The following is a 22,929-nucleotide window of genomic DNA, read 5'->3' as shown; positions in this document are numbered from 1 at the left end:
CTCAAGCTCCATGTCCTGGCGTGATGCAGAACACATCGATCCAGCCACGGGCGATGCCCATGCCGCCGATCTCGGCGGCACGCAGCAAGCCCAGTATGCCGAATGCCAGCACGATCACGCCGGCCGCGCGGCGGACTGCCGGCCGTGACGCCAGTTGCCGCAGGCGTGCCCCGGACAAACCCGCCGCCAGCAACACCGGCAGGGTGCCGGCGCCGAAGGCCAGCATGGTCAGCGCACCCTGCACGGCGCTACCGGCCATCAGGGCAGTGAGCAAGGCGCTGTAGACCATCCCGCAGGGCAACCAGCCCCACAGGCTGCCCAGCAGCAAGGCCTTCTGGGGCGTATCGACCGGCACCAGGCGTGCCGCATGCGGACGCAGGCGCGCCCAGAGGCCGCTGCCCAGCTGTTCGATGCGGGTCATGCCCGTCCACCATTGGGTCAGGTACAGCCCAAGCAGAACGAGGACGAGATTGGTCATCACATAGGCGGCCGTCTGCGCCGGTGCCAGCCAGCCGAGCACGTCCGCACCCCGCAAGAGCCCGGCTGCGATGCCACCAGCCAGGGCACCTGCCAGCGCATAGCTGGAGAGCCGACCGAGGTTGTAGCTCAACACACGTACCAGGTCCTGCGTGAAGACCGGGACGGTGCCAGTGCTACCGCCCGCAATTTGGATGGGAATGACACGGCGAAGAGCCCCGGGCTCAACCGCGCCGAGTGCGGAGGCCGACAGCGTGACCGGTGTACGCGCCGACGCGGCCCGGCCCGGACCTGCCGAACTGAGCGCACCGACGATGCCGCCGCACATGCCGATGCAATGGACGCTACCCATCAGGCCCACCAGGAAGATCGGTAGCAGGTTCACGTCGACTCCACTCAGACCGTCTGCGAATAGCGCTGTGGTGCGTCCTTGTTCTGGCTCGCGGCCTTCTCGCGATCCTGCGTCAGGTAGCGGTCGAAGACCATGCAGATATTGCGGATCAGCAGGCGGCCCTTGGGTTCGACGGTGATCCACTCGGGTTCGATCTTGATCAGACCGTCTTCTTCCAGCTGCTTCAGCTTTTCCATCTCGGTGGCGAAGTATTCGCGGAAGACGATGGGATAGGCGATTTCCAGCGAATTGATCGACAGCTCGAAGTTGCACATCAGGCGCTGGATGATCAGGCGACGCAGCACATCGTCCATGCCCAGCTGGATGCCGCGGGCGATGGGCAGGGTCGAGTTTTCCAGACGGGCGTAGTAGTCGTCCAGGGTCTTTTCGTTCTGGCTGTAACTGCCGCCAACGGCGCTGATGGCCGAGACGCCGCAGGCCACCAGGTCGGTTTCGGAATGGGTGGAATAGCCCTGGAAGTTGCGGTGCAGACGCCCCTGCTGCTGGGCGATGGCCAGGTCGTCGGTCGGCTTGGCGAAGTGGTCCATGCCGATGTAGACATAGCCGGCTGCCGTCAGCTGGCGGATGCACAGGGACAGCATGTCCAGCTTGCTGTCGGCGCTGGGCAATTCGTCTTCCTTGATCTGGCGCTGGGTCTTGAACAGCTGCGGCATGTGCGCGTAGTTGTAGACGGCGATGCGGTCGGGGCTGGCGGCGATCACCTTGGACAGCGTGCGCGACATCGACATCACGTTCTGCCTGGGCAGGCCATAGATCAGATCGATGCTGACCGAACGGAAGCCGGCGTCACGCGCGGCCTGGATGATCTGCAGCGTCTGTTCTTCGGATTGCACGCGGTTCACCGCCAGCTGCACTTCCGGATCGAAATCCTGCACACCCAGGCTGACGCGATTGAAGCCCTGCTGGCGCAGCTTGTGGATGCGTTCCACCGACACGGTACGGGGATCGATTTCGATCGAGTATTCCCCCACGTGATCAGGTGCCAGAGCGAAGCAATGACGGATGTGGTCCATCAGGTCCGACATCTGTTCGTCCGAGAGATAGGTCGGCGTACCGCCCCCGAAATGCAGCTGCTCGACCTGGTTCATGCCCGAGAACAGCGAGCCCTGCATGCTGATCTCGCGCTTGAGGTAGCTCAGGTAGAGCGCCGCCTTGGAGCGGTTCTTGGTGACGATCTTGTTGCAGGCGCAGTAGTAGCAGATGGTGTCGCAGAACGGAATGTGCAGATAGAGCGACAAGGCGCGCCAGGCGCTCATGCTGCGACGGTCGGAGACCGCATGCAGGTAGTCAGTCACGGCGAAGTCGTTGGAAAAACGATCGGCCGTGGGATAGGACGTATAACGCGGGCCACGCTGGTCCATTTTGCGCAGCACGCTCTTGTTCATGCCGGCGAGACTGGCGGAAGGATGCAGGGTGGACGGATGGGCGACTTGCATGCGATGCTCCTGGCCGGCCGCCGCGCCGGACTGACGCGGCGCGCACATGCGCTGGGCCGCGAGCCCACCGGGCGAGCTGGTATTGACTGGAGCTTGCAGGATAGTCACTTCATACCCGGACTACATTGATATGCATCAAAGGGCTAGCCAGGTCCTGCTTCTGCCGTCCGTCCCGTCCCTTTTCTGACGCGGCATGGCCACGGGTTATCATCCTGTCCAGCATAGTATCGCCCTGCAATCACGACAGGCTTCAGACCAAGGAGACTCCATGACCACCCCTTCGCTCGCCGCTTCGCCCACCTGTTCCCCCATACCCTCCAGCCTGCCGACCACCCCCTACGAACATTGCGATCCCCGCTTTTCCAGCCTGATCGTCCCCAGCGCCCGCCTGGACTGCCTGCACGGGGGCAGTCGCTGGACCGAGGGCCCGGTCTATCTGCCGGCCACCGATGAACTGATCTGGAGCGATATCCCCAACAATCGCCTGCTGCGCTGGTCGGAAGGCGCAGGGGCCGGCGTGTTCCGCCAGCCCTCCGACTACAACAACGGCAATACCCTGGACCGCGAGGGCCGCATCGTAGGCTGCCTGCATGGCGCGCGTGCCGTGGTGCGCACCGAGCATGATGGGCGCCGCACGGTGCTGGCCTCGCACTGGCAGGGCAAGCGTCTCAATTCCCCCAACGACGTAGTGGTCAGGTCGGACGGTTCGATATGGTTCACCGACCCGGCCTATGGCATCGACAGCGATTACGAAGGCCACAAGGCCGACAGCGAGATCGGTGGCTGCCACGTCTATCGCATCGACGGCCAGAGCGGTGCGCTGACGCTGGTCAGCCAAGATTTCGAACGCCCCAACGGGCTGGCCTTCTCGCCCGATGAAAAGCGGCTCTACATCGCCGACACCGGCCGCACCCATCGCGCCGACGGGCCGCACCATATCCGCGTCTTCAACGTCGGCGACGATGGTCAGCTCAGCGGCGGCCGTGTCTTCGCCACGATCACGCCCGGCCTGGCCGACGGCTTCCGGGTCGATGCGCTGGGCAATGTCTGGACCAGCGCCGGCGACGGCGTGCACTGCTACGCGCCGGACGGATGCCTGCTGGGCAAGATCCGGGTGCCGGAGGTCGTTTCCAATGTCTGCTTCGGCGGGCCGCGGCACAATCGCCTGTTCATCACGGCCACGACCTCGCTGTATGCGATCTACCTGGCCGTCAATGGCGCCCGCCGGCCGGGTTGACGAAGCGACATCAAGCCGGGTGAAGCGAGCCCGCACTGTGGCATAAAGGGAACGCGACCGTGTGCCGGGGCTTCCCTTTCATTGCTTTTCGGCACTGTCGCGCTTTACACCCTCTCCCCCTCAACCATAGGCTGCGATGGTCAGGTCTGCATCTGCCTGAACCATCACTTTTCCATTATCCCGGGGGATTCTTCGTGCACCGTCTTCATCTTTCCTGTGCTTGCCTCATCGGCCTGGGCGTCGCCAGCCTGGGCAGTGTTCATGCCGCCAACCTCGGTCTCAGCGGCGAGGTCGGCACCACCGGCGTGGGCGTTCACCTGAGCGTCCCGCTGGCCCAGCAGCTCAATGCGCGCTTCGGTGTCAACTACTTCGATTACTCGTTCAATTCCAGCACCAATGACGTCGATTACGACGCCCGGGCCAAGCTGCGCACCTTCGATGCCTTGCTGGACTGGTTCCCCTTCTACAACGGCTTTCGCCTCTCGGGCGGTGTGATCTACAACGGCAACAAGATCGACGCCACCGGCAAGCCCAAGGCCAACGGCATCTACACCATCAACGGCAATGTCTATACGGCGGCCCAGGCCGGCCAGGTGGATGGCCGCATCGATTTCAAGAAGTTCGCGCCCTACCTGGGCCTGGGCTATGGCAATGCCGCAGCGCCCAACCGCGGCTGGGGCGTGACGGCTGATCTGGGGGTCATGTTCCAGGGCAATGCCTCGACCTCGGTCAGCAATTCGGGATGCAACGCCACCGCTGCCCTGTGCGCCCGGCTGGCCACCGACGTCGCAGCGGAAAACGCAGAACTCAGCGATAAGGTGCATGGCTACAACCTGTATCCGGTCGTCCGCATCGGCGTGAGCTACAGGTTCTGATCCGGACCTAGGCCACACCAGCCTGGCTGCGCGTGGCCCGCCAGCACAGGATGGAACCGGCACACACCAGCGCCGCGCCGACCCAGAACGAGGCCGGCAGCGGTGCCTGCAACAGCAGCGCCGACAGGGCCGACGACAACACCGGGATGAAATAGGACGCGCCCGCCAGCACCGTCACCTTGCCGTGCAGGATGCCGACGTTCCACGCCGCATAGCCCAGTCCCATGGCGGCCGCCGCCAGCAGCAGGTAGACCAGCGCCGGCAGGCTCAATGACATCTCCCCGCCATGACCGCCCAGCAGGAACTTGCCCCACAAGGCAAGCGCCACCAGCATGAAAAACGGCGTCACGCCGTTCTGGCCGCCGGCCATGCGGGTCGTCACGGTGCAGTAGGCGGCCCAGATGACAGCGCCGGCGAAGGCCAGGCCATAACTGAGCGGATTGTCCTGGATGTTGACCAGCATGCCGGCCACGTCCAGCCCCTGGTCGCCACCCAGCACCCAGCAGATCCCCAGCATGGAAAGAAGAAAGCCCGGCACCACCAGCAGGCTGGCCCGCTGCCCGCCGAACAGGATGGCCGCAATCATGGTGAAGGTCGGCCAGAGATAATTGACCATGCCCACCTCGATGGCCTGGCGCCCGCTATGGGCGTAACCGATCGACAGTGACAGGCATAACTCGTAGGCCACGAACAGCACGCTACCCCACAGCAGGTATTTGCGTGGAAAGCTGGACAGGCGCGGAAAACCCACCGACACCAGCAGGATCACCGAGGCCACCGTATAGATCGCTGCCGCCCCGCCGGTGGCGCCCAGATGTTCGCTCACGCCACGGATCAGGCCGACGATGGCGCTCCAGAGAACGACGGCGGTCAATCCGATCAGGGTTGCCTTGTTGCTGTTCATTGCACCTGCCCAAAAGCGCAGAAGTGTACCTCAAGCGCGCCGCCATGCGGCCAGGCCGGCGGGCAGAGGCGGCACTATGCTAGAATCTTGCCCCTTCCGTGTCTGGTTCAGCCGTTTTAATTTAGGGCCAGGCCTCTGTTCCATGGGTTCCCTCACCCCCATCCATCAAAAAGGTTCTGATGACGACTCTCGACTTGCGCCGCCACGCGGCCGTGCTGACCTGGCTTTCGCTGTTCCACCTGCTGGTGATCACTTCCAGCAATTACCTCGTGCAATTGCCGGTGTCCATTTTCGGGCTGCACACCACCTGGGGTGCGTTCAGCTTTCCCTTCATCTTCCTGGCCACCGACCTGACGGTTCGCTTCTTCGGCGCTGCCCTGGCGCGTCGCATCATCTTCGCGGTGATGCTGCCGGCGCTGTTCATTTCCTACGGCATCTCCGCGCTGTTCTACATGGGCCAGTGGCAGGGTTTCGGCGCGCTGGCGCACTTCAACGTATTCGTCGCACGCATCGCGGCAGCCAGCTTCATGGCCTACGTGCTGGGGCAGGTGCTGGACGTACAGGTCTTCAACCGCCTGCGCGCCTCGCGCCACTGGTGGCTGGCGCCCTCGGTGTCGATGATCTTCGGCAATGCCAGCGATACCGTCGCCTTCTTCTCGATTGCCTTCTGGCGCAGCAGCGATCCCTTCATGGCCACGCACTGGGTGGAAATCGCGCTGGTCGATTACGGCTTCAAGATCGCCATCAGCCTGTTGTTCTTCCTGCCCGCCTATGGGGCACTGATGTCGGTGTTGAAGAGCTGGTTCGCCCGTCCGCTGGCGGCCGATCCGGCCTGAGTCCTGCAGGCGATCCCATAGGACGGTAAACTGGCGGCTTTGCGCGACCTCCACGTCGCGCCCTTTCTTCACCTCTCCCACCTGGAATGCGCATGAACTGGCCCCTGTTTGCCCTTGCTGTTGCCGCCTTCGGCATCGGCACCACCGAATTCGTCATCATGGGCCTGCTGCCCGACGTGGCACGCGACCTGGGCGTATCGGCGCCCGCAGCCGGCATGCTGGTGTCAGGCTATGCTCTGGGCGTGGCGGCCGGTGCGCCCATCCTGGCCATCCTCACGGCAAAATGGCCGCGCAAGCAGGCGCTGGTGGGATTGATGTGCCTGTTCATCCTCGGCAACGTGCTGTGCGCGGTCGCCCCCAACTATGTGTTCCTGATGGTGGCCCGGGTGGTCACGGCCTTCTGCCACGCGGCCTTCTTCGGTATCGGCTCGGTGGTGGCGGCCGAACTGGTTTCGCCGCAGAAGCGGGCGCAGGCAGTGGCGCTGATGTTCACCGGCCTGACCGTGGCCAATATCCTGGGCGTACCGCTGGGGACGGCCTTCGGTCACGCAGCCGGGTGGCGTTCCACCTTCGGCGTGGTGACCGGCATCGGCGTACTGGCCGCCATCATGCTGTGGACCATGCTGCCCAGGAAAATCCCCATGCAGGGTGGCAATATCTTCCAGGAGTTCCGCTCCATCATCGATACCCGGGTACAGCTGTCGCTGCTGACCTCGACGCTGGCCTCGATCAGCATGTTCAGCGTGATCACCTACATCGCCTACATCCTGCTGGACGTGACCGGCTTCACCACGCAACAGGAGAGCTGGGTGCTGCTGCTGTTCGGCGCCGGCATCACCGTCGGCGGCCTGGTCGGCGGCAAGCTGGCCGACTGGAAACTGATGCCGGTCATGTGCGCCGTGTTCCTCTGCATCGCCATCGTGCTGGGCCTGTTCTCCTTCACCAGCCATTACAAGTGGCCCACGCTGGTCACCATGTTTGCCTGGGGTGCATTCGCCTTCGCAGTAGTACCGGGCGCGCAGATCCGGGTGCTCGATACCGCCCGCGGTGCCCCCAATCTGGCCTCGACCCTGAATCAGGGTGCCTTCAACCTGGGCAATGCCACCGGTGCATGGGTGGGTGGCCTGGCGATCTCGGCCGGCCTGCCGCTGACCGACCTGCCCCTGATCGGCTCGGTCTTCGCCTTGCTGGGTCTGGCCACCGTGGCCTTCTCCGCCTCGCTGGACAAGCGCGTGCGCACCGCCACCTGAGCACGCTCGCCACGCAAAAAAGGCGCTTGCCCCACACACCGGGCCAAGCGCCTTTTTTTCACCATGCCGGACAGTTCAGACCGGAGCCAGATGCGCTGAAGCGATGAAGTTGTCGAAGAAACTCTCGCAACGCGCCAGTTGTTCCAGCGTGACGAATTCATTGGGCTTGTGGGCATGGACGATGTCGCCCGGCCCGCAGATCACCGCCGGCATCCCGGCCTGGCCGAACAGGCCGCCTTCGGTCCCGAAGCCCACCTTGCGCGCCCGCTCGCTGCCGAGAATGCGCAACGCCGAGGTCACCAGGGGATCATCGGCCGGCGTACTCATGCCGGGATAGGCGGTCAGGGTCTCGAACTCGATACGCCCCTGCGCGCCCTCGATCTGCATCTGTGGCAGCACTTCCTGCTCGGCATAGCGCTTCACTTCGTCGAAGACCTCGGCCGGGTCGATGCCCGGCAGGAAGCGGTGTTCGAAGACGAACTCGGCCTTGTCCGGGATGATGTTGGGCGCATTGCCGCCATTGGACAGGGTGGTCACGATGGAGGAATACGGCACATCGAAGTCGTAGTCCTGCACCTCGGAGTTGCGCACCCGCAGGGCGATTTCACGAATCTTCAACTGCATCATCGCGGCGTAGTCGATGCTGTTGATGCCCAGATGCGGACAGGACGAATGCGCCGCATGTCCATGCACGCAGCAGCGGTAGGAACGCTTGCCCTTGTGCGCGATGACCGGCTGCATCATGGTCGGCTCGCCAATGATCACGCCAGTGGGCTTGATGTCATTCTGCTGCAGGTCGGCCAGCAGTTCGCGCACCCCCAGGCAGCCCACCTCTTCATCGTAGGAGAAGGAAAAGTGCAATGGCGTCTGCAGGCGGCCCTGGTCGATGGCGGGCAGGCGTGCCAGGCAGACGGCGATGAAACCCTTCATGTCACACGCGCCGCGACCGAACAATTTGCCATCCGCGACGTGTGCCACAAAGGGATCGGTATCCCAGTTCTGCCCCTTCACCGGCACCACATCGGTATGCCCGGAAAAGACGGTCCCGAAGCGGCCTGGCCCGGCATCGCCAATGGTGGCGAAGAGGTTGGCCTTGCGCCGTTCGGCGTCGTAGGTCAGGCGGGTGACGGCGCCTTGGCGTTCGAGGTAATCGCGGACCCATTCGATCAGGCCCAGGTTGGATTCACGACTGATGGTATTAAAACCGATGAGGGTCTTGAGGATATCCAGCGTCTGCTTCGTCGGTTCCGAAGCGGCTGTTTTCAATGGTGCGTTCATGATGATGTTTTGCCTGTTCAAATCCGGAACACCGGGCTGCCTGCAGGAAGGACAAGCGGCCTCCGGCGTCCCATTGAAATGCAGCAAGCCCCGTGCCACCACGGGCCGCCACTGGGCCGGCGCCCTGCGCACTGGAGCCGGGGCGTTTGCGCCACACCGCGCCTCCCATAGCATGGGACTGGCTTGATCGACTCTATCGTGAGGCGTCGCTGCTCGAAGCGAACAGCTTACACTGCAATCGCGGCCTTGGCTCGCCACCCGAACATCCTCGCTTTCCCACAAACCGGGAACCACGCGGCACTGGTTGGCCAATGTCATCGCAGCGACAGAGACGCCTCATCAGGAAAATCATGATATGAGTTTCCCTTCATCTTTGTCAGACTGCAGTTGAAGTTAGACGCCAGGAGAAACGCCCGCAGAGGCAACCATCGTTCCTTGGCGCAGCAACGGTGATCAGGGTCACTTGCAGAGAAGGACGAGATCATGAAACCGCCGATCATACTGATGATAGAGTCGAACGGCGAAGCAGTAGAGCTGGCGCGCTTTGCGCTCTGGCGCAACAATTTCCATTGCGTGCTGCAATGGTATGACGAGGCCGACGCCGCCATCGAGCGCCTGTTGTCGGGCGGCCGACGGGAAAGTGACCGCGTACTGCCGGGCATGATCTTCCTCGACCCGGCCATGATGGAAAACAATGGTCTGGATTTCATCCTGGCCATGAAGTCGGGGCGGGCGACCCGCGCCGTACCTATCGTGGTCTTCCCGGACAGCGACTACCCACCCGGAATGCCTGACCTGATCGAAGCCGGCGCCGTCGAATACCTGCTCAAACCCGAGACCAGCCAGCAATACATGGAAGTCGTGGTTGACCGCGCCCGCCGCTGGAGCAAGCGACGCCGACGGCGCTCCACCCCGACCTGCGGTGCGAGGGAAGATGATGCGCTCAAGTCCTGAATCGGACCAAGGCAGAAACGAAAACGCCGTGACGAGGTATGGTCACGGCGTCCGTCTGCGCTTGGCGCAGGAGTCAGCTTATTTCTTCACACGCGAACTGATGTGCGCATCGAAGTCACGCTGCGCCGCTTCCAGCTTCTTCAGGGCTTCCTGCCAGGGCTGGTAATCCTGCTCGGTCAACCACGAACCGCCGGGATTCTGCTTCCACTGTTCGAGCTTGACCGTCATCTGTTCATATTCCTCAAGCTGCGCCACCAGCAGCGCTTCCATCTGCGTCTTGAGCTCTTCGGCGCGGGTGATCCAGGGATCCTGTTCCGACATGGACATCTCTCTTTCGTGAAGAATGAAGGTTGGGGGCAAATCCTAACATGAACGCGATGCGCCTCAGGCGGGCCACGAACTGGGTAGGAGGCGAGCTTTTCTCTGAGGCAAAATCTACATCACTACCTTAGTAATCTCGGGGAGCAAGTCATATGGTCCTAAAACTCCTCGCAAAGAAAATCGGAAGCGTTCTATTTTTAGTCGCGAGTGATTTCTCTTTTCCGAATGTACCCATGCCTAAATCGCTCAGCCGGTACCTCTACAAGCCAATAAACCACCAATGCCAAGCTAATACTTGCCCCATAAGCTGCCCATGTGGAAAAGAAAGTCCCGCCTGGATGCCAGCCGAGAACAATGGGGAAGAAGTAGCTCAATACCAATGGGTGAGAGCAATACAATGGGTAAGAAAGCATACCCATCTGTGTGTCCAATTTCGACTGTTTGAATAGATCAAAAATGAACCCTAAAGATGGAATAAAGATGACGTAAAAAACGTATCGCTTAATTGGGTAGGTAATTGGAACCGCCTGGAACAGGCATATGGCCAGTAGAACTAACGTATAGATGCACCAAGCCCCCCTGATAGTGAACACACGAACCCGATGAGCACTATAGATGCGATACGAAAGGCTTCCCAACAGGAAAAAAGCAAGCTCAGAAGGGAAAAAACGATAAGTCCATGGATCGTAATTCAGTCCGGCGACAGCCAGAATGAGCTTCGTCAGTAAAGAAAAACCAACCAATATCCAAAGCCAACGGTCAGATCGCACCAGCAGAAAAGGCGCCAAGAAATAAAACGTCAATTCGCTTCCAAGTGACCATCCTTGTGCTAGGAAGAGCAAGGAATACAGTGGCGGGCTTGATTGGGAAAAGTTGCTCGTAAAAACAAGATGTCCGTTTTGCACTGCCAAAAACATCACAACATCTTGAAAAAAAATAGTGATATTTGTGAATAGCAATACGATTGCCGCCGCCACCGGTACCGCTGAAATTTGGTAGAAATAGACAATGCCCTCTTTCAGCAGGAAGAACGATAGAACGGCGCAAACAAAATACGTTGGATATAGGCGAAGATAACGACTTTTCCAAAAACTTCGGAGTGAGTCATATTTTCCGATCACCATCGCCATGTAAAAACCTGAAATCGTGAAGAAAGCCTCAACTGCGACCTCCCCTCCCACAAATCTCATATTTTTCATGGCGCTGAAGTGTGATCCAACAACCGCTAGTGCCAACAGAACACGAATTAAGCCCATGCGAGAACAGTTTGATATTTTTAATGTGCAATATTTTCGCATGGTTGCGAGCCAATGGCCTGCAGACATGCAATCTCGACTGACTCATACCATCCTCAGGGCGCGTAGACGCAAAAAGCCCCCCGGAACTACATACAGCAAGCTCTCAGGTAACGCGCCTTTTCCGCGCCCTGCCTCCGGGGCCATTTTCGATGATTTCAACGGCACGGCACATTTCGTGCGGAGGTTGACCTTTGGATTTTTTCTTTGGTTTTGAGGCGGAAGTAATAGACGCCGCAACGATTGACGTAAAACCGAGGGGCCTGGATCTGAGGCAAAAGGTGGCTCACTCAGTAAGCACATAGCCCGAAAAGCAAAAAACCGCTATCGGCTTTCGCTGATAACGGCTTTCTGGTATTTGGTTGCGGGGCAGGACTTGTCGTTCAGAAACACCGAGTAAAACCAAACTGGCCCCCTGCCTGTTAAATTGCACTGAAAACCGCCCCCAGGGGGAAATTCGGCGAGCAATTAACAGCAGAGAGTCTTGCCCTAGCAAAAAAGTGGCTTATAGGTGCATCAAAATGCATCAGTTTGGCCCCCTGCCAGACGGGGTGCGGCACCAGGACGGACGGGCTTCGGCGCCTGCTTACCCGGGTTTAAGCCCCGACCAGCACCTGCCGCCATCCGTCCAGCTCAAGCATGCGTTCAACCAAGAACAGCAGGCTTGCCAATGACGGGGCCACCATGCCCTTGAGCATTGCACCAGTCTTCTTGCCAAGATAGGCGCCATACCACAACGCGCTCTGCAGCAAGCGCCCGTTGGTCCGATGATAGGTCGCGCATTGATGCATCTGCTTGTAGGTGCGGGGCCGGTCAGGTGGCACATCGGCCCAGCCGGAAACACACTGGTGACGCTCGAACATCTCCCTTGCACACCCATGCGCCCACCCATGCCAGGGCTTGAGCGGACCGCCGAAATGCAGCATCACCGCATCGTCGGACACATTCAGCTTGCGCCTTGCAAAACGCAACTCTCCCAACAGCGAGAACATGACATTCCATTTCGGATGCAGCTTGAGCACCTTGCCCTCGGCCACCTTGTTCAGGGCATCCTGGTCGGGATAGTCGAGACTGTACTGGCCGCTGCCGATCAGTTCGATAGCTTGTGCGGTGATCCCAGCCGCATTCCAGTTGGCAACATCGATGAGCAGTAGACCCGAATTGAAATAGAAACCGCCTCCCAGCCCCATGGCCTTGATCCGACGCTGGGCAATGGTATGCACATCGGCCACAGCCGCGGCCACGTGCTCGCCAAGCTCCAGTTCCAGTAGCGGGCTCAGGTCACCACGGCACAGGATATCCGAATCGACATAGAGGAAGCGTCCGGTGATACCCGCCAGCACGCCCGGCATCAGGATGCGGGTGAAGATGGCGTTGGAATAGTTGCTGCGCGGATTGTGGCGATATCCCGCGAACACGGCATCGTCTAGCAGATGCAGGAGCATGGGTACGCCGCGCTGGCGCGACATCTGCTCCAGGCGCGCGCGACTATCCTGGCTACAGCCGAAGGCGAAGACGTGAAAGACGAAATCCATGCCGGGATTATGGTCCAGGATGGAAGCGATGCAGACCCCGGCGCCACGGAAGAAGTTTTCGTCTACGCCAAATCCGATATGCAGTGTCGAACGCTCGCGAGTCATTGTTCCCCCTCTTTCTTCGCGGCTGGATGGATGGCGGATCTTAGCACCGCATGTTGGAGATTGAATGAATTCGCAGTGACTTGTTCAGTTTCTTATCGGCAACCTGGGAAAGCTCTCAAGAATGAAGATAGCAATCACAAGAATGGAGGGCGACGTCGGGAACAGGAGGAGAAGCGGTGGGACCAGAGCGAAAGGCTTACGCCTTAGATTATTTGGTTGCGGGGCAGGATTTGTTAACAAGAAACAAAAAGTTCGGTTAAATTAGCGTCGAAAATAATCCCGCTTATAACTGAACAATTACTAAGAAGATAACTCATTTTGCAGAGCATCAGTTAAGCCTGCCAGACTGGGGACGACGGAGTATCAAGTTTGTTGAATTGCCCGCCCCCGTTCAATGGCTGCATTTAATTGCAAGGCAACAATATTAGCAGTGACCGGGCATTTCGTGCGGAGACTGACCTTCCGGTCTTTTTCCTTGGTCTTGAGACGGAAATAGAAGACGCCGCAACGATTGATGTACAACCGAGGGACTTTGATCTGAGGCGTAAAGTGGCTCACATGGTAAGCCCACCGCCCAAAAAGCAAAAAACCGCTATCGGCCAAGGCTGATAACGGTTTTCTGAGATTTGGTTGCGGGGGCAGGATTTGAACCTACGACCTTCGGGTTATGAGCCCGACGAGCTGCCAGACTGCTCCACCCCGCGTCTGAAGAAAACAATTATAGGGCAGGTAAAATCGGAATGCAAACATTTTCTGCAATCTTTTTACAGTGATACACTCCTAACCGCATTGGCACTCCTCCATCGGCAGTTCCAGCAGGCCACGAAGGGCGCTGCCGATGCCACGGGATGCCGCTGCCGGCGCTATACATACCTATATATACAGACACCAGAACCGAGCCTCTATGAAATTCTGTTCCGAATGCGGTCAGACAGTATCCCAGCAGATTCCTCCCGATGACACGCGCCTGCGCTACGTCTGCGGCAATTGCGGGGCGATCCATTATCAGAATCCCAAGATGGTCGTCGGCTCGATCCCGGTCTGGGAACAGGACGGTGAGGTCAAGGTGCTGCTGTGCAAGCGCGCCATCGAGCCACGCCTGGGTTACTGGACGCTGCCGGCGGGTTTCATGGAAAACGATGAAACCACCGAAGACGCCGCCCGCCGCGAGACCGAAGAGGAAGCCGGCGCCCGCATCCAGCTGCATGAACTGTTCTCGCTGGTGAACGTGCCACATGTGCACCAAGTGCACTTGTTCTATCGCGCCACCCTGCTGGACCTGGATTACCAGGCCGGTATCGAGAGCCTGGAAGTCGACCTCTATACAGAAGAGCAGATTCCCTGGCAGGACATCGCCTTCCCCACGGTGGAGTTCACCCTGCGCGCCTTCTTTGCCGATCTCAAGAAGCTGCGCAGCGGTGAAGGCAGCTTCACGATGCACACCGAAGACATCCGCCGCCGCATGATCTGATCCGCAGGAGCACACGGATGATCGCCTGGCTGGATCCCGATACCCCCTTCCCCGATGTCTCGCGCGCCCTGGCCGATCCGCCGGGCCTGCTGGCAGCGGGCGCCGACCTGTCGCCGCAACGCCTGCTGGAGGCGTATCGCCACGGCATCTTCCCCTGGTTCTCGGAAGGCCAGCCCATCCTCTGGTGGAGTACCGATCCACGCATGGTCTTGTATACAGATCGCTTCGTCGTCTCCGACAGCCTGAAGAAGACCCTGCGCCGCATCGAACGCAGCCGTCACGGTGACGGGCTGTGGCAGGTCAGCTTCGACACGGCATTCGAACAAGTGATGCAGGGTTGTGCAGGACCGCGACGACATGAGCAGGGAACCTGGATTTCCCCTGAGATCATGCAGGGTTACACCGGCCTGCACCGCGCCGGCTACGCCCACTCCTCCGAGGTCTGGCTCAATGGCGAACTGGTCGGCGGGGCCTATGGCGTATCGATTGGCCGCATGTTCTATGGCGAATCGATGTTTGCCCGGGTAAGCGATGCCTCCAAGGTGGCGTTGGCGCATCTGGTGTTCTTCCTGCGCAGCCACGGCGTGGACATGATCGACTGCCAACAGGAAACGTCACATCTGGCCTCCCTCGGCGCACGTCCCATCGCCCGCAGCGACTTCCTGCGCCACCTGCGGGCGGCCATCCAGTGGCCGCAGATTCGCGGCTGGGCGCCTCTGGACCTGCTGGAAAGCGGCATCCCCGCGACGCGACGCGATTGAGCCGGTCGCGGCTGTTCACTGTAGCCGGCAAAATAGTGTAAATTGGAACCTGACTCCAGGGGCCGGCCGGCTGTCGCCACTGCGCCGCCGCTTCCCGCAAGACAGGACAGGACGCACATGACGCATCTCAAAGACTTGCCGTTCTCCACGTTGCAGTTCTATGCAACCGCGCCCTATCCATGCAGTTATCTCGATGACCAGCAGGCCCGCTCGCAAGTGGCCACCCCCTCCCACCTGATCAATGCGGATGTCTATTCCGAACTGGTGAAGACGGGTTTTCGCCGCAGCGGCATCTTTACCTATCGCCCTTACTGCGACGGCTGCACGGCCTGCACGCCGGTGCGCATCCGGGTCGCCGATTTCCAGCGCAACCGCAGCCAGCGTCGTGCCTGGGAGCGCAATCGCGGCCTGCAGACCCTGGTCACCAACCTGACCTACGCCCACGAGCATTACGAACTCTACCTGCGCTACCAGTGTGCCCGTCACGCCGGCGGCGGCATGGACCAGGACAGTCGGGACCAGTACGCGCAATTCCTGCTGCAGAGCAAAGTGAACACCCGCCTGGTCGAATTCCGCGAAGCCGATGGCACCTTGCGCATGGTCAGCATCATCGATGTGCTCAGTGACGGACTGTCATCGGTGTACACCTTCTTCGATCCGGACATGCCCTCCGCCTCCTTTGGTACCTATAACATCCTGTGGCAGATCGAACAGGCACGCCAGTTGGACATGCCCTACGTCTACCTGGGTTACTGGATCAAGGAAAGCCCGAAGATGGCCTACAAGACCAACTACCAGCCGCTCGAAGCGCTGCAGGATGGTCAATGGCAGCCACTGGAAGGCTGAGCTCAATGTGGTGCAAAGCCCGCAAACCCGCGCTTAGGGCGGCAAAATCGGGCTGGAAAAGCGCCTGATTCGAGGAATTGACAGGCTGGCGCGTTAGAATAGCGGCACTTTTTCATCGCCATCCGCCCTCTTCCATCGTGTCCGACAAATTCCTCTACGCGCTCGCGCGTCCGCTGCTCTTTTCCCTGGAACCCGAAACCGCGCACCACCTGGTGCTGCCGGCGCTGCGCTGCGCTGCGCACTACAGCCTGACCGACTTCATCACCCGCCGTCCGGCGGCTGATCCACGCACCGTGATGGGCATCCAGTTCCCCAATCCGGTGGGCATGGCGGCCGGGCTGGACAAGGACGGCGCCTATATCGACGGCCTGGCGGCACTGGGCTTCGGCTTCATCGAAGTGGGCACGGTCACGCCTCGTGCGCAGCCGGGCAATCCGCTGCCGCGCATGTTCCGCCTGCCGGCCGCCAATGCCGTGATCAACCGCATGGGCTTCAACAATGGCGGTGTGGATGCCTTCGTGGCCAATGTGCAATCCTCGCGCTTCTTCCAGGAGCGCCAGGGCGTGCTGGGCCTGAACATCGGCAAGAATGCCGACACCCCCATCGAGCGTGCGGCCGAAGATTACGTGCATTGCCTGGAAAAGGTCTATCCCTATGCCAGCTACGTGACCGTCAACATCTCGTCGCCCAATACCAAGAACCTGCGCCAGTTGCAGGGCGCCTCGGAACTGGACGCCCTGCTGTCGCAGCTGAAGTCGGCCCAGCGTCGCCTGGCCGATCGCCACGGCCGCTACGTGCCGGTGGCGCTCAAGATCGCGCCGGACATGGACATGGAACAGGTCAAGAATGTCGCCGACGCGTTGCTGCGCCACCAGATCGATGGCGTCATCGCCACCAACACCACCATCACCCGCGACGCCGTGCAGGGCATGCCGCATGGCGAAGAGGCCGGTGGCCTGTCGGGCAAGCCGGTGCTGGAACTGTCGAATCAGGTGATCCGCGGCCTCAAGGCCGAAGTGGGCGATGCCCTGCCCATCATCGGGGTGGGTGGCATCTTCAGTGGCGCCGATGCGCGCGCCAAGATCGAGGCCGGCGCGTCGCTGGTCCAGCTCTACACCGGCCTGATCTACCAGGGACCGGCGCTGGTGCGCGAATGCGTCGAGGCGCTGCGCATACCCAAGGTCGCAGCGGCTCACCACTGACCTGCAGAACCGTACCGATTGTAGAAATGAAAACAGCAGGCCTGCCGCCTGCTGTTTTCATTGGTGCGCGCCAAACGGGCGTGGCCAGCCCCGCGTCTTGCTGCACTCTTACTGCTTGGAAGACTCCTTCTTCAAATTGAAGATCCGGCGCGCATTGGCATCGGATTCGGACTTCTTTTCGAAATCGGTCTTTTCGCAACCGGCCAGCACTACACCGACGACCAGCGTCAGCAGCATGACGACGACACGCATGATATTCCCCTGAAGATTCAGATGCGCCCTGGCAGCCAGCCCGTGCGGGACCAGGACCAGGGTCAACGCGGCGCGAGCCCCCGCCCGCTGCCGACAGGCGCCATTTTATGCGCAAATGCCGACAGCGCGACCAGTCGGCACGGAAAGATTTCGCCCGCATTCGCCTCTATAATGGCAGGCTTCGGCCGCCTGGCGCGGCGCTGCAGCCAGTCCCATGTCCGTTAATACCATCGCCCTCAACCGTCAGATGAGCCATTTCGATGACCACGCCAGTGTCTGGCTGTTCGGTTATGGCTCCATCATCTTCAAGGCCGACTTTCCCTACCTGGAACGTCGGCCGGCCCACATCAGGGGCTGGGCGCGCCGCTTCTGGCAAGGCTCGCACGATCACCGCGGCACGCCCGATGCGCCGGGACGCGTGGTCACGCTCATCGCGCAGGAGGGCGCTGTCTGCGCCGGCATGGCCTACCTGATCACGCCGGAAGTCTTCGCCCACCTGGATCACCGCGAAAAGAACGGCTACCTGCGGCTGGCCACGCCGATGTTCTTCGACGACGGGCAGCAGACCGAAGGGCTGATCTACATTGCCGCCGAAGACAACCAGGCCTTCGCCGGCCCGGCCAGCGAATCCGACATCGCACGCCAGATCGCCCATGCAGTCGGACCGAGCGGCCGCAACAGCGAATACCTGCTCAAGCTGGCCCAGGCGCTGCGCGAGCTGGAGGTCGATGACGACCATGTCTTCGCCATCGAACGCCATCTGCTGCAACTGGACCCGCAGGCCGCCATGCTATCGTCTGCCCGGCGCGCCTGAAGTCCACGCCATTCACGACACACAATAAGGATGAGGAACATGATCAAAGCCCTTGCAGCAAGCCTGACCGTCGCCCTGGCCCTGGCGGCCTGCGCATCGCCGGTGCAACGTACCGCCACCGGTGACATCCCGGCCTCGCGCGTCTATATCAAGAGCATGACCGAACAGGCCGCCGGCCTGTCGCAGATCGAATTCACCCGCGTGGCCGGCATGCTCAACAACGAAATGCTGGAGCTGTCGATCAACGACGTGGTCCTGGCGCAGATCACCGGGGGCGAACATCTGTCGATCTGGCTCAAGCCGGGCAGCTACGACTTCAGCATCAAGCGGGTCCACACCCTGACCTCGGCCGGCCCCAATCCGCAGGACCGCCTGACGGTCCAGGTGGCGCAAGGCGCTGCCTACAAGGTACAGATCACGACCGAATTGCGCGGACTGAATATCCAGCTGGTGAAGTAACAAGCCGTCAAAGCGGCGCGAGGCCAACGCCTGCGCCTGCCTCTTTCATCAAAGCCCCTGTCGTACGGAAGACACACCGTGCGCCAGGGACTTTTTCCACGAGAGGCCATCAAATTTGTTAAGCCGTTGATTTATAAGGATAAATACCAACAGACACCCCTCAGGTTGCGCAAAAACACCAAGTTATTCACGAAAGAGATAACTGGTATTGGGATTCAAAAGTGGAAGCGTCGCGGTGAAGCGAATATATTGCAATGCAACAGATCAATTTTTCCTCACGGAGCTCACCATGAACATCGTCGCCGACATCCTCCCGTACACCCTGCTCATCGGCGCCATGGTCGCGCGCTACCTGATTTCGGTCAAGTAAGCAGCCCTCCTGGCCGGGTTGTCGCCAGCCCATTGCGGTACTGGCAGACACGAAAGCAGCAGTCCTGAAAAGCGGTGATTGTCGCGTTGCAACGCTGACAAGCCGCTTTTTCTTTTTGCCCCTCCTCCGTGCATCCAGGTCCATTTTTGGGCATGGTTTTGCACCATTATCATCATTGCTGATATCTTCGCGCCGTCGATAAATGGCTTCCCCGAGACTTTCCGGCAGCCGACGCGGCAGCGCCGCCTCACTTGCAAAGTGCTCGCAGCCCATTACACTCGCAAGCTTTGCCAACGGAACGAAAGTGAAGCATGAAGCGTCTCGCCTCCCTCCTAGCCGCCTCCTCCCTGCTGCTGGCCGTGCAAGGCTGCGCCTGCGCGCCGGGCTTCGTCGGGTTCGATAGCCGCTGTCAGTTCAGCAACGTTCCCAGCGGTCAGCCCTGAACGCAAAAAAGCGTCGCACCCTTGCCTCATCGGGCTGGCTGCGACGCTTTACAGACGTAATTCCAGGTTAATTTTCCCGCCCTCGGTCAGCCCCCCCGCGCACTCTTCAGTCGGCGGCTGGCAACTGCGCCAGCCAGGCACGCAAATCGTGCATGACCTGCTCACGCAGCCCGACTTCCTCGTTGAAAATCTCATGATAGGCGGCGCCATACCAGTGCAGGGTCTTCTGCGGCCCCGGCAAGGCATCGAAGAAGGCACGACTGCCACGCGGAGCGACGAAGGCGTCGTCCCCGGCCACCTGCAACAGCACCGGCCGGGTGAACTGGGCCGCATCGCGGGCCACCTGATGCATCGCATCGAGCATGAAATTGAGCATGCGCGGGGCGATCTTGCCGTGGTTGAGCGGGTCCCGGCGGTAGGCCAGGACCTGGTGCGGATCGTGCGAAATACGGCTGGCCGGCAAGGCCGTGGGCAGCGCCAGGCCAGGGGCGATGGCCGAAGAGACCTTCAGTAGCAGCCTTTGCCAGCCGCTCAGGTCCAGCGCCAGCGCCGGGGACGACAGCGCCAGCGCGCGCACCGGGCTATAGCCACCGGTGGCGAAGCGCGCTGCCACCAGGCCGCCCATGCTGTGACCGAACAGCAGCGGCGTGCACTGGGTGCGGCGGCTGAAATCATCGAAACTTTGCTTGAGATCGCGCAGCAGGTCGTCCGCCTGGATCAGGCTGCCCTGGCGGCCGCCGGAATTCCCGTGACCGCGATGGTCGCAGATGCGCACCGACATGCCCGCCTCGTTGAACAACTGCGCCAGCGCCGCATAGCGCCCGCCATGTTCGCCCAGCCCATGCACCATCTGCACGGCCGCCGTGGCGCCCGGTACCAGCCAGTCGCGGCAGAACAGCCGGGTGCCGTCGGCGGCATCGATCCAGTGTTCCTGCACGGGGACGAGTGCGCTCATGATTGCCCGGAACCCGGGTTTTCACGTTCGGCATAGCGGCGCCGTGCGCGCCAGCCCTGGCGCAGGCGGCGGCTCTGGCGCAGCGCCAGCTGCAGCGAGGCCGCCCAGGACAGCGGACGCGGGTGCACCACGGCGCGCAGGGCGCGGGCATAGTCCAGCACCATGCCGGGGGTCCAGGCCATGGTCACGGCGCGTTTGCGGATCTGGCTGGCGACCCAGATCTCGGGGGTGAACATCATCCGCACCGCATTGAACCAGTGACGGTCGCGACCGCCCATGACGCCTTCCAGCGCCGCCTCCAGGGCATTGGCCACGGTGCTGGAGCAATTGCGGTGGGTCAGGTTGTAGATTTCGGTACGGCGATAGTGCTGCCAGAAGCGATCCAGCGAAGCCCGGCGATAGTCGCGGAAGACGATCTTCTCGGTCGATTCGCACCAGGCCGCTGCTTCGCTGGCGTAGTCGGTCAGGTAGCGTCCCTTGACGTCGTTCTCGGCGGTGGCCCGCAACAGGCGCGCGAACTGGTCCGGCGAGCGGTCGATTTCCTCGGCCGGATAGAGGCTGATGTAGAGATCGGGCTGAATCTCCAGCGCCGCATGGCCGGTGGAGATGACGCCATTGAGGTCGACGGCGGCGATGTAGCGGTCGATCACCGGCTGTCGCCGCGCCGGTCCCTTGGCGCTGCCGGTGGGCGTCCAGACGTGTACGGTCAGGGGGGCCAGCGGCCCGGCCTGGGGCGCTGGCGCGCTAGACGGACGCAGGCGCGACTGCAGGTCCGCCGCACCGTCATGCAGCCCGGCGTCGAAGGGTCGGTCGTCACCGCTGTTGCGCTCCACCAGCACATCGGCCGAGGCCTGCTGCGGCAGCATGCGGCTGCGCAGCGCCAGCCAGATCATGTTCCAGCCGCCGAAGATCAGGCCCAGTGCCAGGCAATAGGGTACGGTCCCCTTGTAGTGGGTGGGATAGGGCTGGAAGAAGAAGATCGCCAGCACGATCTGCACCAGTCCCCCCAGCATGGCGGTGCGCCAGCGCGGGAAACGGACCACCAGTGCCGAGGTGATCTGCAGCGAGCCGCCGATGGTGAAGGCGATGCCGAACAGCATGGCCAGCGCCATGTTGCTGGCCTGGTGCTGGGTGATGACCAGGATGGCAATGAGCAGGAACAGGGTCCCCTTGACGTAGCGCAGGGTCTTCTGCGCCCCCATGCCGCTGTTGGCCACCCACAGCGTGACCAGGCTCTCCAGCAACAGCAGGTAGCCGAACAGGGTCAGCGGAAAATTGAGCACGCCGTCCAGGGCATCGATCATCAGCGATACGCCGATGGCACCCCAGGCCAGGCCGGCCACAGCCAATGCATGCCAATTGCGGCGGATGAAATCCGCCCCCAGCAACAACAAGACGAGTCGTATCACGGCGTTCCCCGGGGCGCATGCCCTTCCCTTTAGCGATCCCGCATTTTCAGGGATTACGTGCCGCGAGGCAAATTGTGCATTTTCAGCGACGGCAACATGCGTGACGCGGGGCTGCACAATGCCGCACAATGCGCGCTCATCCTGCTTTGTGTGCCGCCCATGTCCTTTTCCGTCCTGCTCTCGGCCGTGGCCAGCAGCCTGCTGCTGCCACCGGTCTCCCCCTTGCTGCTGTGCCTGGCCGGCTGGCTGTGGCGGCGCCGGGCACCGCGCGCCGGCGCGGCGCTGGTGCTGTTGGGGGTGGCCAGCCTGCTGGTGCTCAGTACCCGGATAGGCGCCCTGTGCCTGATCGCCCCGCTGGAAAACCAGTACCCGCCGCTGGCAAGTGTGGGGGATGCCCAGGCCATCGTCATCCTCGGTTCCGGCCGGATCGACCAGGCGCCGGAATACGGCGGGCTGGACGACGCCACGCCGATCGGCATGAAGCGGCTGCAATACGGCGCCGCCCTGCATCGCCAGAGCGGCCTGCCCATCCTGGTCACCGGGGGCAGTCCGGACGGCTCGCCGCAGAGCGAGGCCGAACTGATGGCGCGGGTGCTGCAGCGCGATTTCGGCGTGCCGGTGCGCTGGCAGGAGCGCCATGCCGACACCACCGCCGACAACGCCACCCTCTCGGCGGCCATGCTCAAGGCGGAGGGTATCGAGCGCGTCATCGTCGTCACCGACAGCATCCACATGCCGCGTGCCATGCGCGCCTTCGCCCGCACCGGGCTGCAGGCCAGGGCTGCAGCCACGCTGTTCCTGGTGCCGGCACGCGCGCGCGTGACCGATTACCTGCCCGGCGCCAGCCACCTGCAGATGGCCAGCTACGCCCTGCGCGAATGGATAGGCCAGGCCTGGTATCGCCTGCGTACTGCCGTCAGCCCATGAAGTGACCCCCCTTCCGCCTCCTGTTCGCGCCTTCGCCCTTGTCATCCATCGGTAAAGTAACAAGGTCACCCAGGCTGCTGCGGTTTCGCCGTCCGGATGAGTTTC

23 protein-coding genes and 1 tRNA gene are annotated in these 22,929 nt (G+C 61.6%); 12 read left to right on the top strand and 12 right to left on the bottom strand.

What is annotated here, in order from left to right; all coding sequences use genetic code 11:
- Position 1 precedes the first annotated feature (1 nt).
- Complete coding sequence (locus tag BTM36_RS11690) at positions 2-862, bottom strand: sulfite exporter TauE/SafE family protein (RefSeq protein ID WP_006464220.1); 861 nt, start codon at positions 860-862, stop codon at positions 2-4.
- Positions 863-873: 11 nt separating this feature from the next.
- Positions 874-2,325 carry an oxygen-independent coproporphyrinogen III oxidase gene (gene hemN / locus BTM36_RS11685; RefSeq protein ID WP_006464219.1) on the bottom strand — a complete coding sequence of 484 codons (1,452 nt, stop codon included), beginning with the start codon at positions 2,323-2,325 and terminating at the stop codon, positions 874-876.
- 268 nt (positions 2,326-2,593) lie between these two features.
- Between hemN and BTM36_RS11680 the strand changes: the two genes are divergently transcribed.
- On the top strand, positions 2,594-3,562 hold the full coding sequence (locus BTM36_RS11680; RefSeq protein WP_077236401.1) for an SMP-30/gluconolactonase/LRE family protein: 969 nt from the start codon (positions 2,594-2,596) through the stop codon (positions 3,560-3,562).
- A 194-nt stretch (positions 3,563-3,756) separates the two neighbouring features.
- Positions 3,757-4,437, top strand: coding sequence for a hypothetical protein (locus BTM36_RS11675; protein WP_254426982.1), 681 nt, complete (start codon positions 3,757-3,759; stop codon positions 4,435-4,437).
- Positions 4,438-4,444: 7 nt separating this feature from the next.
- Here the strand turns inward: BTM36_RS11675 and yddG are convergent, their stop codons facing one another.
- Entirely contained in the window at positions 4,445-5,341 is an 897-nt protein-coding gene (gene yddG / locus BTM36_RS11670) for an aromatic amino acid DMT transporter YddG (protein ID WP_077236400.1), read from the bottom strand.
- 179 nt (positions 5,342-5,520) lie between these two features.
- Between yddG and BTM36_RS11665 the strand changes: the two genes are divergently transcribed.
- Complete coding sequence (locus tag BTM36_RS11665) at positions 5,521-6,177, top strand: 7-cyano-7-deazaguanine/7-aminomethyl-7-deazaguanine transporter (RefSeq protein ID WP_077236399.1); 657 nt, start codon at positions 5,521-5,523, stop codon at positions 6,175-6,177.
- A gap of 92 nt (positions 6,178-6,269) precedes the next feature.
- A complete protein-coding gene (locus tag BTM36_RS11660; RefSeq protein ID WP_077236398.1) occupies positions 6,270-7,427 on the top strand; it encodes an MFS transporter in 1,158 nt (385 codons plus the stop codon).
- Between the two features lie 75 nt (positions 7,428-7,502).
- Here BTM36_RS11660 and argE read toward each other — a convergent pair whose 3' ends face one another.
- Complete coding sequence (gene argE / locus BTM36_RS11655; RefSeq protein ID WP_077236397.1) at positions 7,503-8,705, bottom strand: acetylornithine deacetylase; 1,203 nt, start codon at positions 8,703-8,705, stop codon at positions 7,503-7,505.
- Between the two features lie 483 nt (positions 8,706-9,188).
- Here argE and BTM36_RS11650 point away from each other — a divergent pair, with 483 nt between their 5' ends.
- A complete protein-coding gene (locus BTM36_RS11650; protein ID WP_006464212.1) occupies positions 9,189-9,659 on the top strand; it encodes a response regulator in 471 nt (156 codons plus the stop codon).
- Between the two features lie 78 nt (positions 9,660-9,737).
- Here BTM36_RS11650 and BTM36_RS11645 read toward each other — a convergent pair whose 3' ends face one another.
- The 4 genes from BTM36_RS11645 to BTM36_RS11630 all read right to left on the bottom strand — a co-directional run bounded on the left by BTM36_RS11645 (position 9,738) and on the right by BTM36_RS11630 (position 13,619).
- Positions 9,738-9,980, bottom strand: coding sequence for a hypothetical protein (locus tag BTM36_RS11645; protein ID WP_006464211.1), 243 nt, complete (start codon positions 9,978-9,980; stop codon positions 9,738-9,740).
- Between the two features lie 197 nt (positions 9,981-10,177).
- Positions 10,178-11,305: an acyltransferase gene (locus BTM36_RS11640; RefSeq protein WP_077236396.1), complete on the bottom strand. Its 1,128-nt coding sequence runs from the start codon at positions 11,303-11,305 to the stop codon at positions 10,178-10,180.
- Between the two features lie 566 nt (positions 11,306-11,871).
- Complete coding sequence (locus BTM36_RS11635; RefSeq protein ID WP_077236395.1) at positions 11,872-12,915, bottom strand: glycosyltransferase family 8 protein; 1,044 nt, start codon at positions 12,913-12,915, stop codon at positions 11,872-11,874.
- A gap of 627 nt (positions 12,916-13,542) precedes the next feature.
- A tRNA-Met gene (locus BTM36_RS11630) sits at positions 13,543-13,619 on the bottom strand.
- Between the two features lie 200 nt (positions 13,620-13,819).
- Here BTM36_RS11630 and BTM36_RS11625 point away from each other — a divergent pair.
- The 4 genes from BTM36_RS11625 (at position 13,820) to BTM36_RS11610 (ending at position 17,195) form a co-directional block, all read left to right on the top strand.
- Complete coding sequence (locus BTM36_RS11625) at positions 13,820-14,386, top strand: NUDIX hydrolase (protein ID WP_077236394.1); 567 nt, start codon at positions 13,820-13,822, stop codon at positions 14,384-14,386.
- Between the two features lie 17 nt (positions 14,387-14,403).
- Positions 14,404-15,147 carry a leucyl/phenylalanyl-tRNA--protein transferase gene (gene aat, locus BTM36_RS11620; RefSeq protein ID WP_077236393.1) on the top strand — a complete coding sequence of 248 codons (744 nt, stop codon included), beginning with the start codon at positions 14,404-14,406 and terminating at the stop codon, positions 15,145-15,147.
- 117 nt (positions 15,148-15,264) lie between these two features.
- Positions 15,265-15,993: an arginyltransferase gene (locus tag BTM36_RS11615; RefSeq protein WP_077236392.1), complete on the top strand. Its 729-nt coding sequence runs from the start codon at positions 15,265-15,267 to the stop codon at positions 15,991-15,993.
- A 137-nt stretch (positions 15,994-16,130) separates the two neighbouring features.
- Positions 16,131-17,195, top strand: coding sequence for a quinone-dependent dihydroorotate dehydrogenase (locus tag BTM36_RS11610; protein WP_077236391.1), 1,065 nt, complete (start codon positions 16,131-16,133; stop codon positions 17,193-17,195).
- A 108-nt stretch (positions 17,196-17,303) separates the two neighbouring features.
- On the opposite strand, the gene BTM36_RS28335 is transcribed toward BTM36_RS11610, so the two are convergent.
- Positions 17,304-17,447 carry a hypothetical protein gene (locus tag BTM36_RS28335; RefSeq protein WP_006464155.1) on the bottom strand — a complete coding sequence of 48 codons (144 nt, stop codon included), beginning with the start codon at positions 17,445-17,447 and terminating at the stop codon, positions 17,304-17,306.
- 214 nt (positions 17,448-17,661) lie between these two features.
- On the opposite strand from BTM36_RS28335, the gene BTM36_RS11600 reads away from it, so the two are divergent.
- The gene (locus BTM36_RS11600) at positions 17,662-18,261 is read left to right on the top strand and encodes a gamma-glutamylcyclotransferase (protein ID WP_077236389.1); all 600 of its coding nucleotides are present in this window, start codon (positions 17,662-17,664) and stop codon (positions 18,259-18,261) included.
- Between the two features lie 39 nt (positions 18,262-18,300).
- The gene (locus tag BTM36_RS11595; RefSeq protein ID WP_254426981.1) at positions 18,301-18,720 is read left to right on the top strand and encodes an NAD-GH domain containing protein; all 420 of its coding nucleotides are present in this window, start codon (positions 18,301-18,303) and stop codon (positions 18,718-18,720) included.
- 187 nt (positions 18,721-18,907) lie between these two features.
- On the opposite strand, the gene BTM36_RS28330 is transcribed toward BTM36_RS11595, so the two are convergent.
- The 3 genes from BTM36_RS28330 to BTM36_RS11585 all read right to left on the bottom strand — a co-directional run bounded on the left by BTM36_RS28330 (position 18,908) and on the right by BTM36_RS11585 (position 21,897).
- The gene (locus BTM36_RS28330) at positions 18,908-19,363 is read right to left on the bottom strand and encodes a hypothetical protein (protein ID WP_168189777.1); all 456 of its coding nucleotides are present in this window, start codon (positions 19,361-19,363) and stop codon (positions 18,908-18,910) included.
- A 276-nt stretch (positions 19,364-19,639) separates the two neighbouring features.
- Entirely contained in the window at positions 19,640-20,488 is an 849-nt protein-coding gene (locus tag BTM36_RS11590; RefSeq protein ID WP_077236387.1) for an alpha/beta hydrolase, read from the bottom strand.
- Positions 20,485-21,897: an HdeD family acid-resistance protein gene (locus BTM36_RS11585; protein WP_168189779.1), complete on the bottom strand. Its 1,413-nt coding sequence runs from the start codon at positions 21,895-21,897 to the stop codon at positions 20,485-20,487. Before BTM36_RS11585 ends, BTM36_RS11590 begins: the two co-directional genes overlap by 4 nt.
- Before the next feature lie 159 nt (positions 21,898-22,056).
- On the opposite strand from BTM36_RS11585, the gene BTM36_RS11580 reads away from it, so the two are divergent.
- A complete protein-coding gene (locus BTM36_RS11580) occupies positions 22,057-22,824 on the top strand; it encodes a YdcF family protein (protein ID WP_077236467.1) in 768 nt (255 codons plus the stop codon).
- Positions 22,825-22,929: the final 105 nt, after the last annotated feature.

This window comes from Herbaspirillum sp. VT-16-41 (assembly GCF_001994935.1).
Lineage (GTDB): Bacteria > Pseudomonadota > Gammaproteobacteria > Burkholderiales > Burkholderiaceae_D > Herbaspirillum > Herbaspirillum frisingense.
The sequence above is the reverse complement of the archived record's forward strand: the minus strand, read 5'-3'. Positions and strand labels throughout refer to the sequence as shown.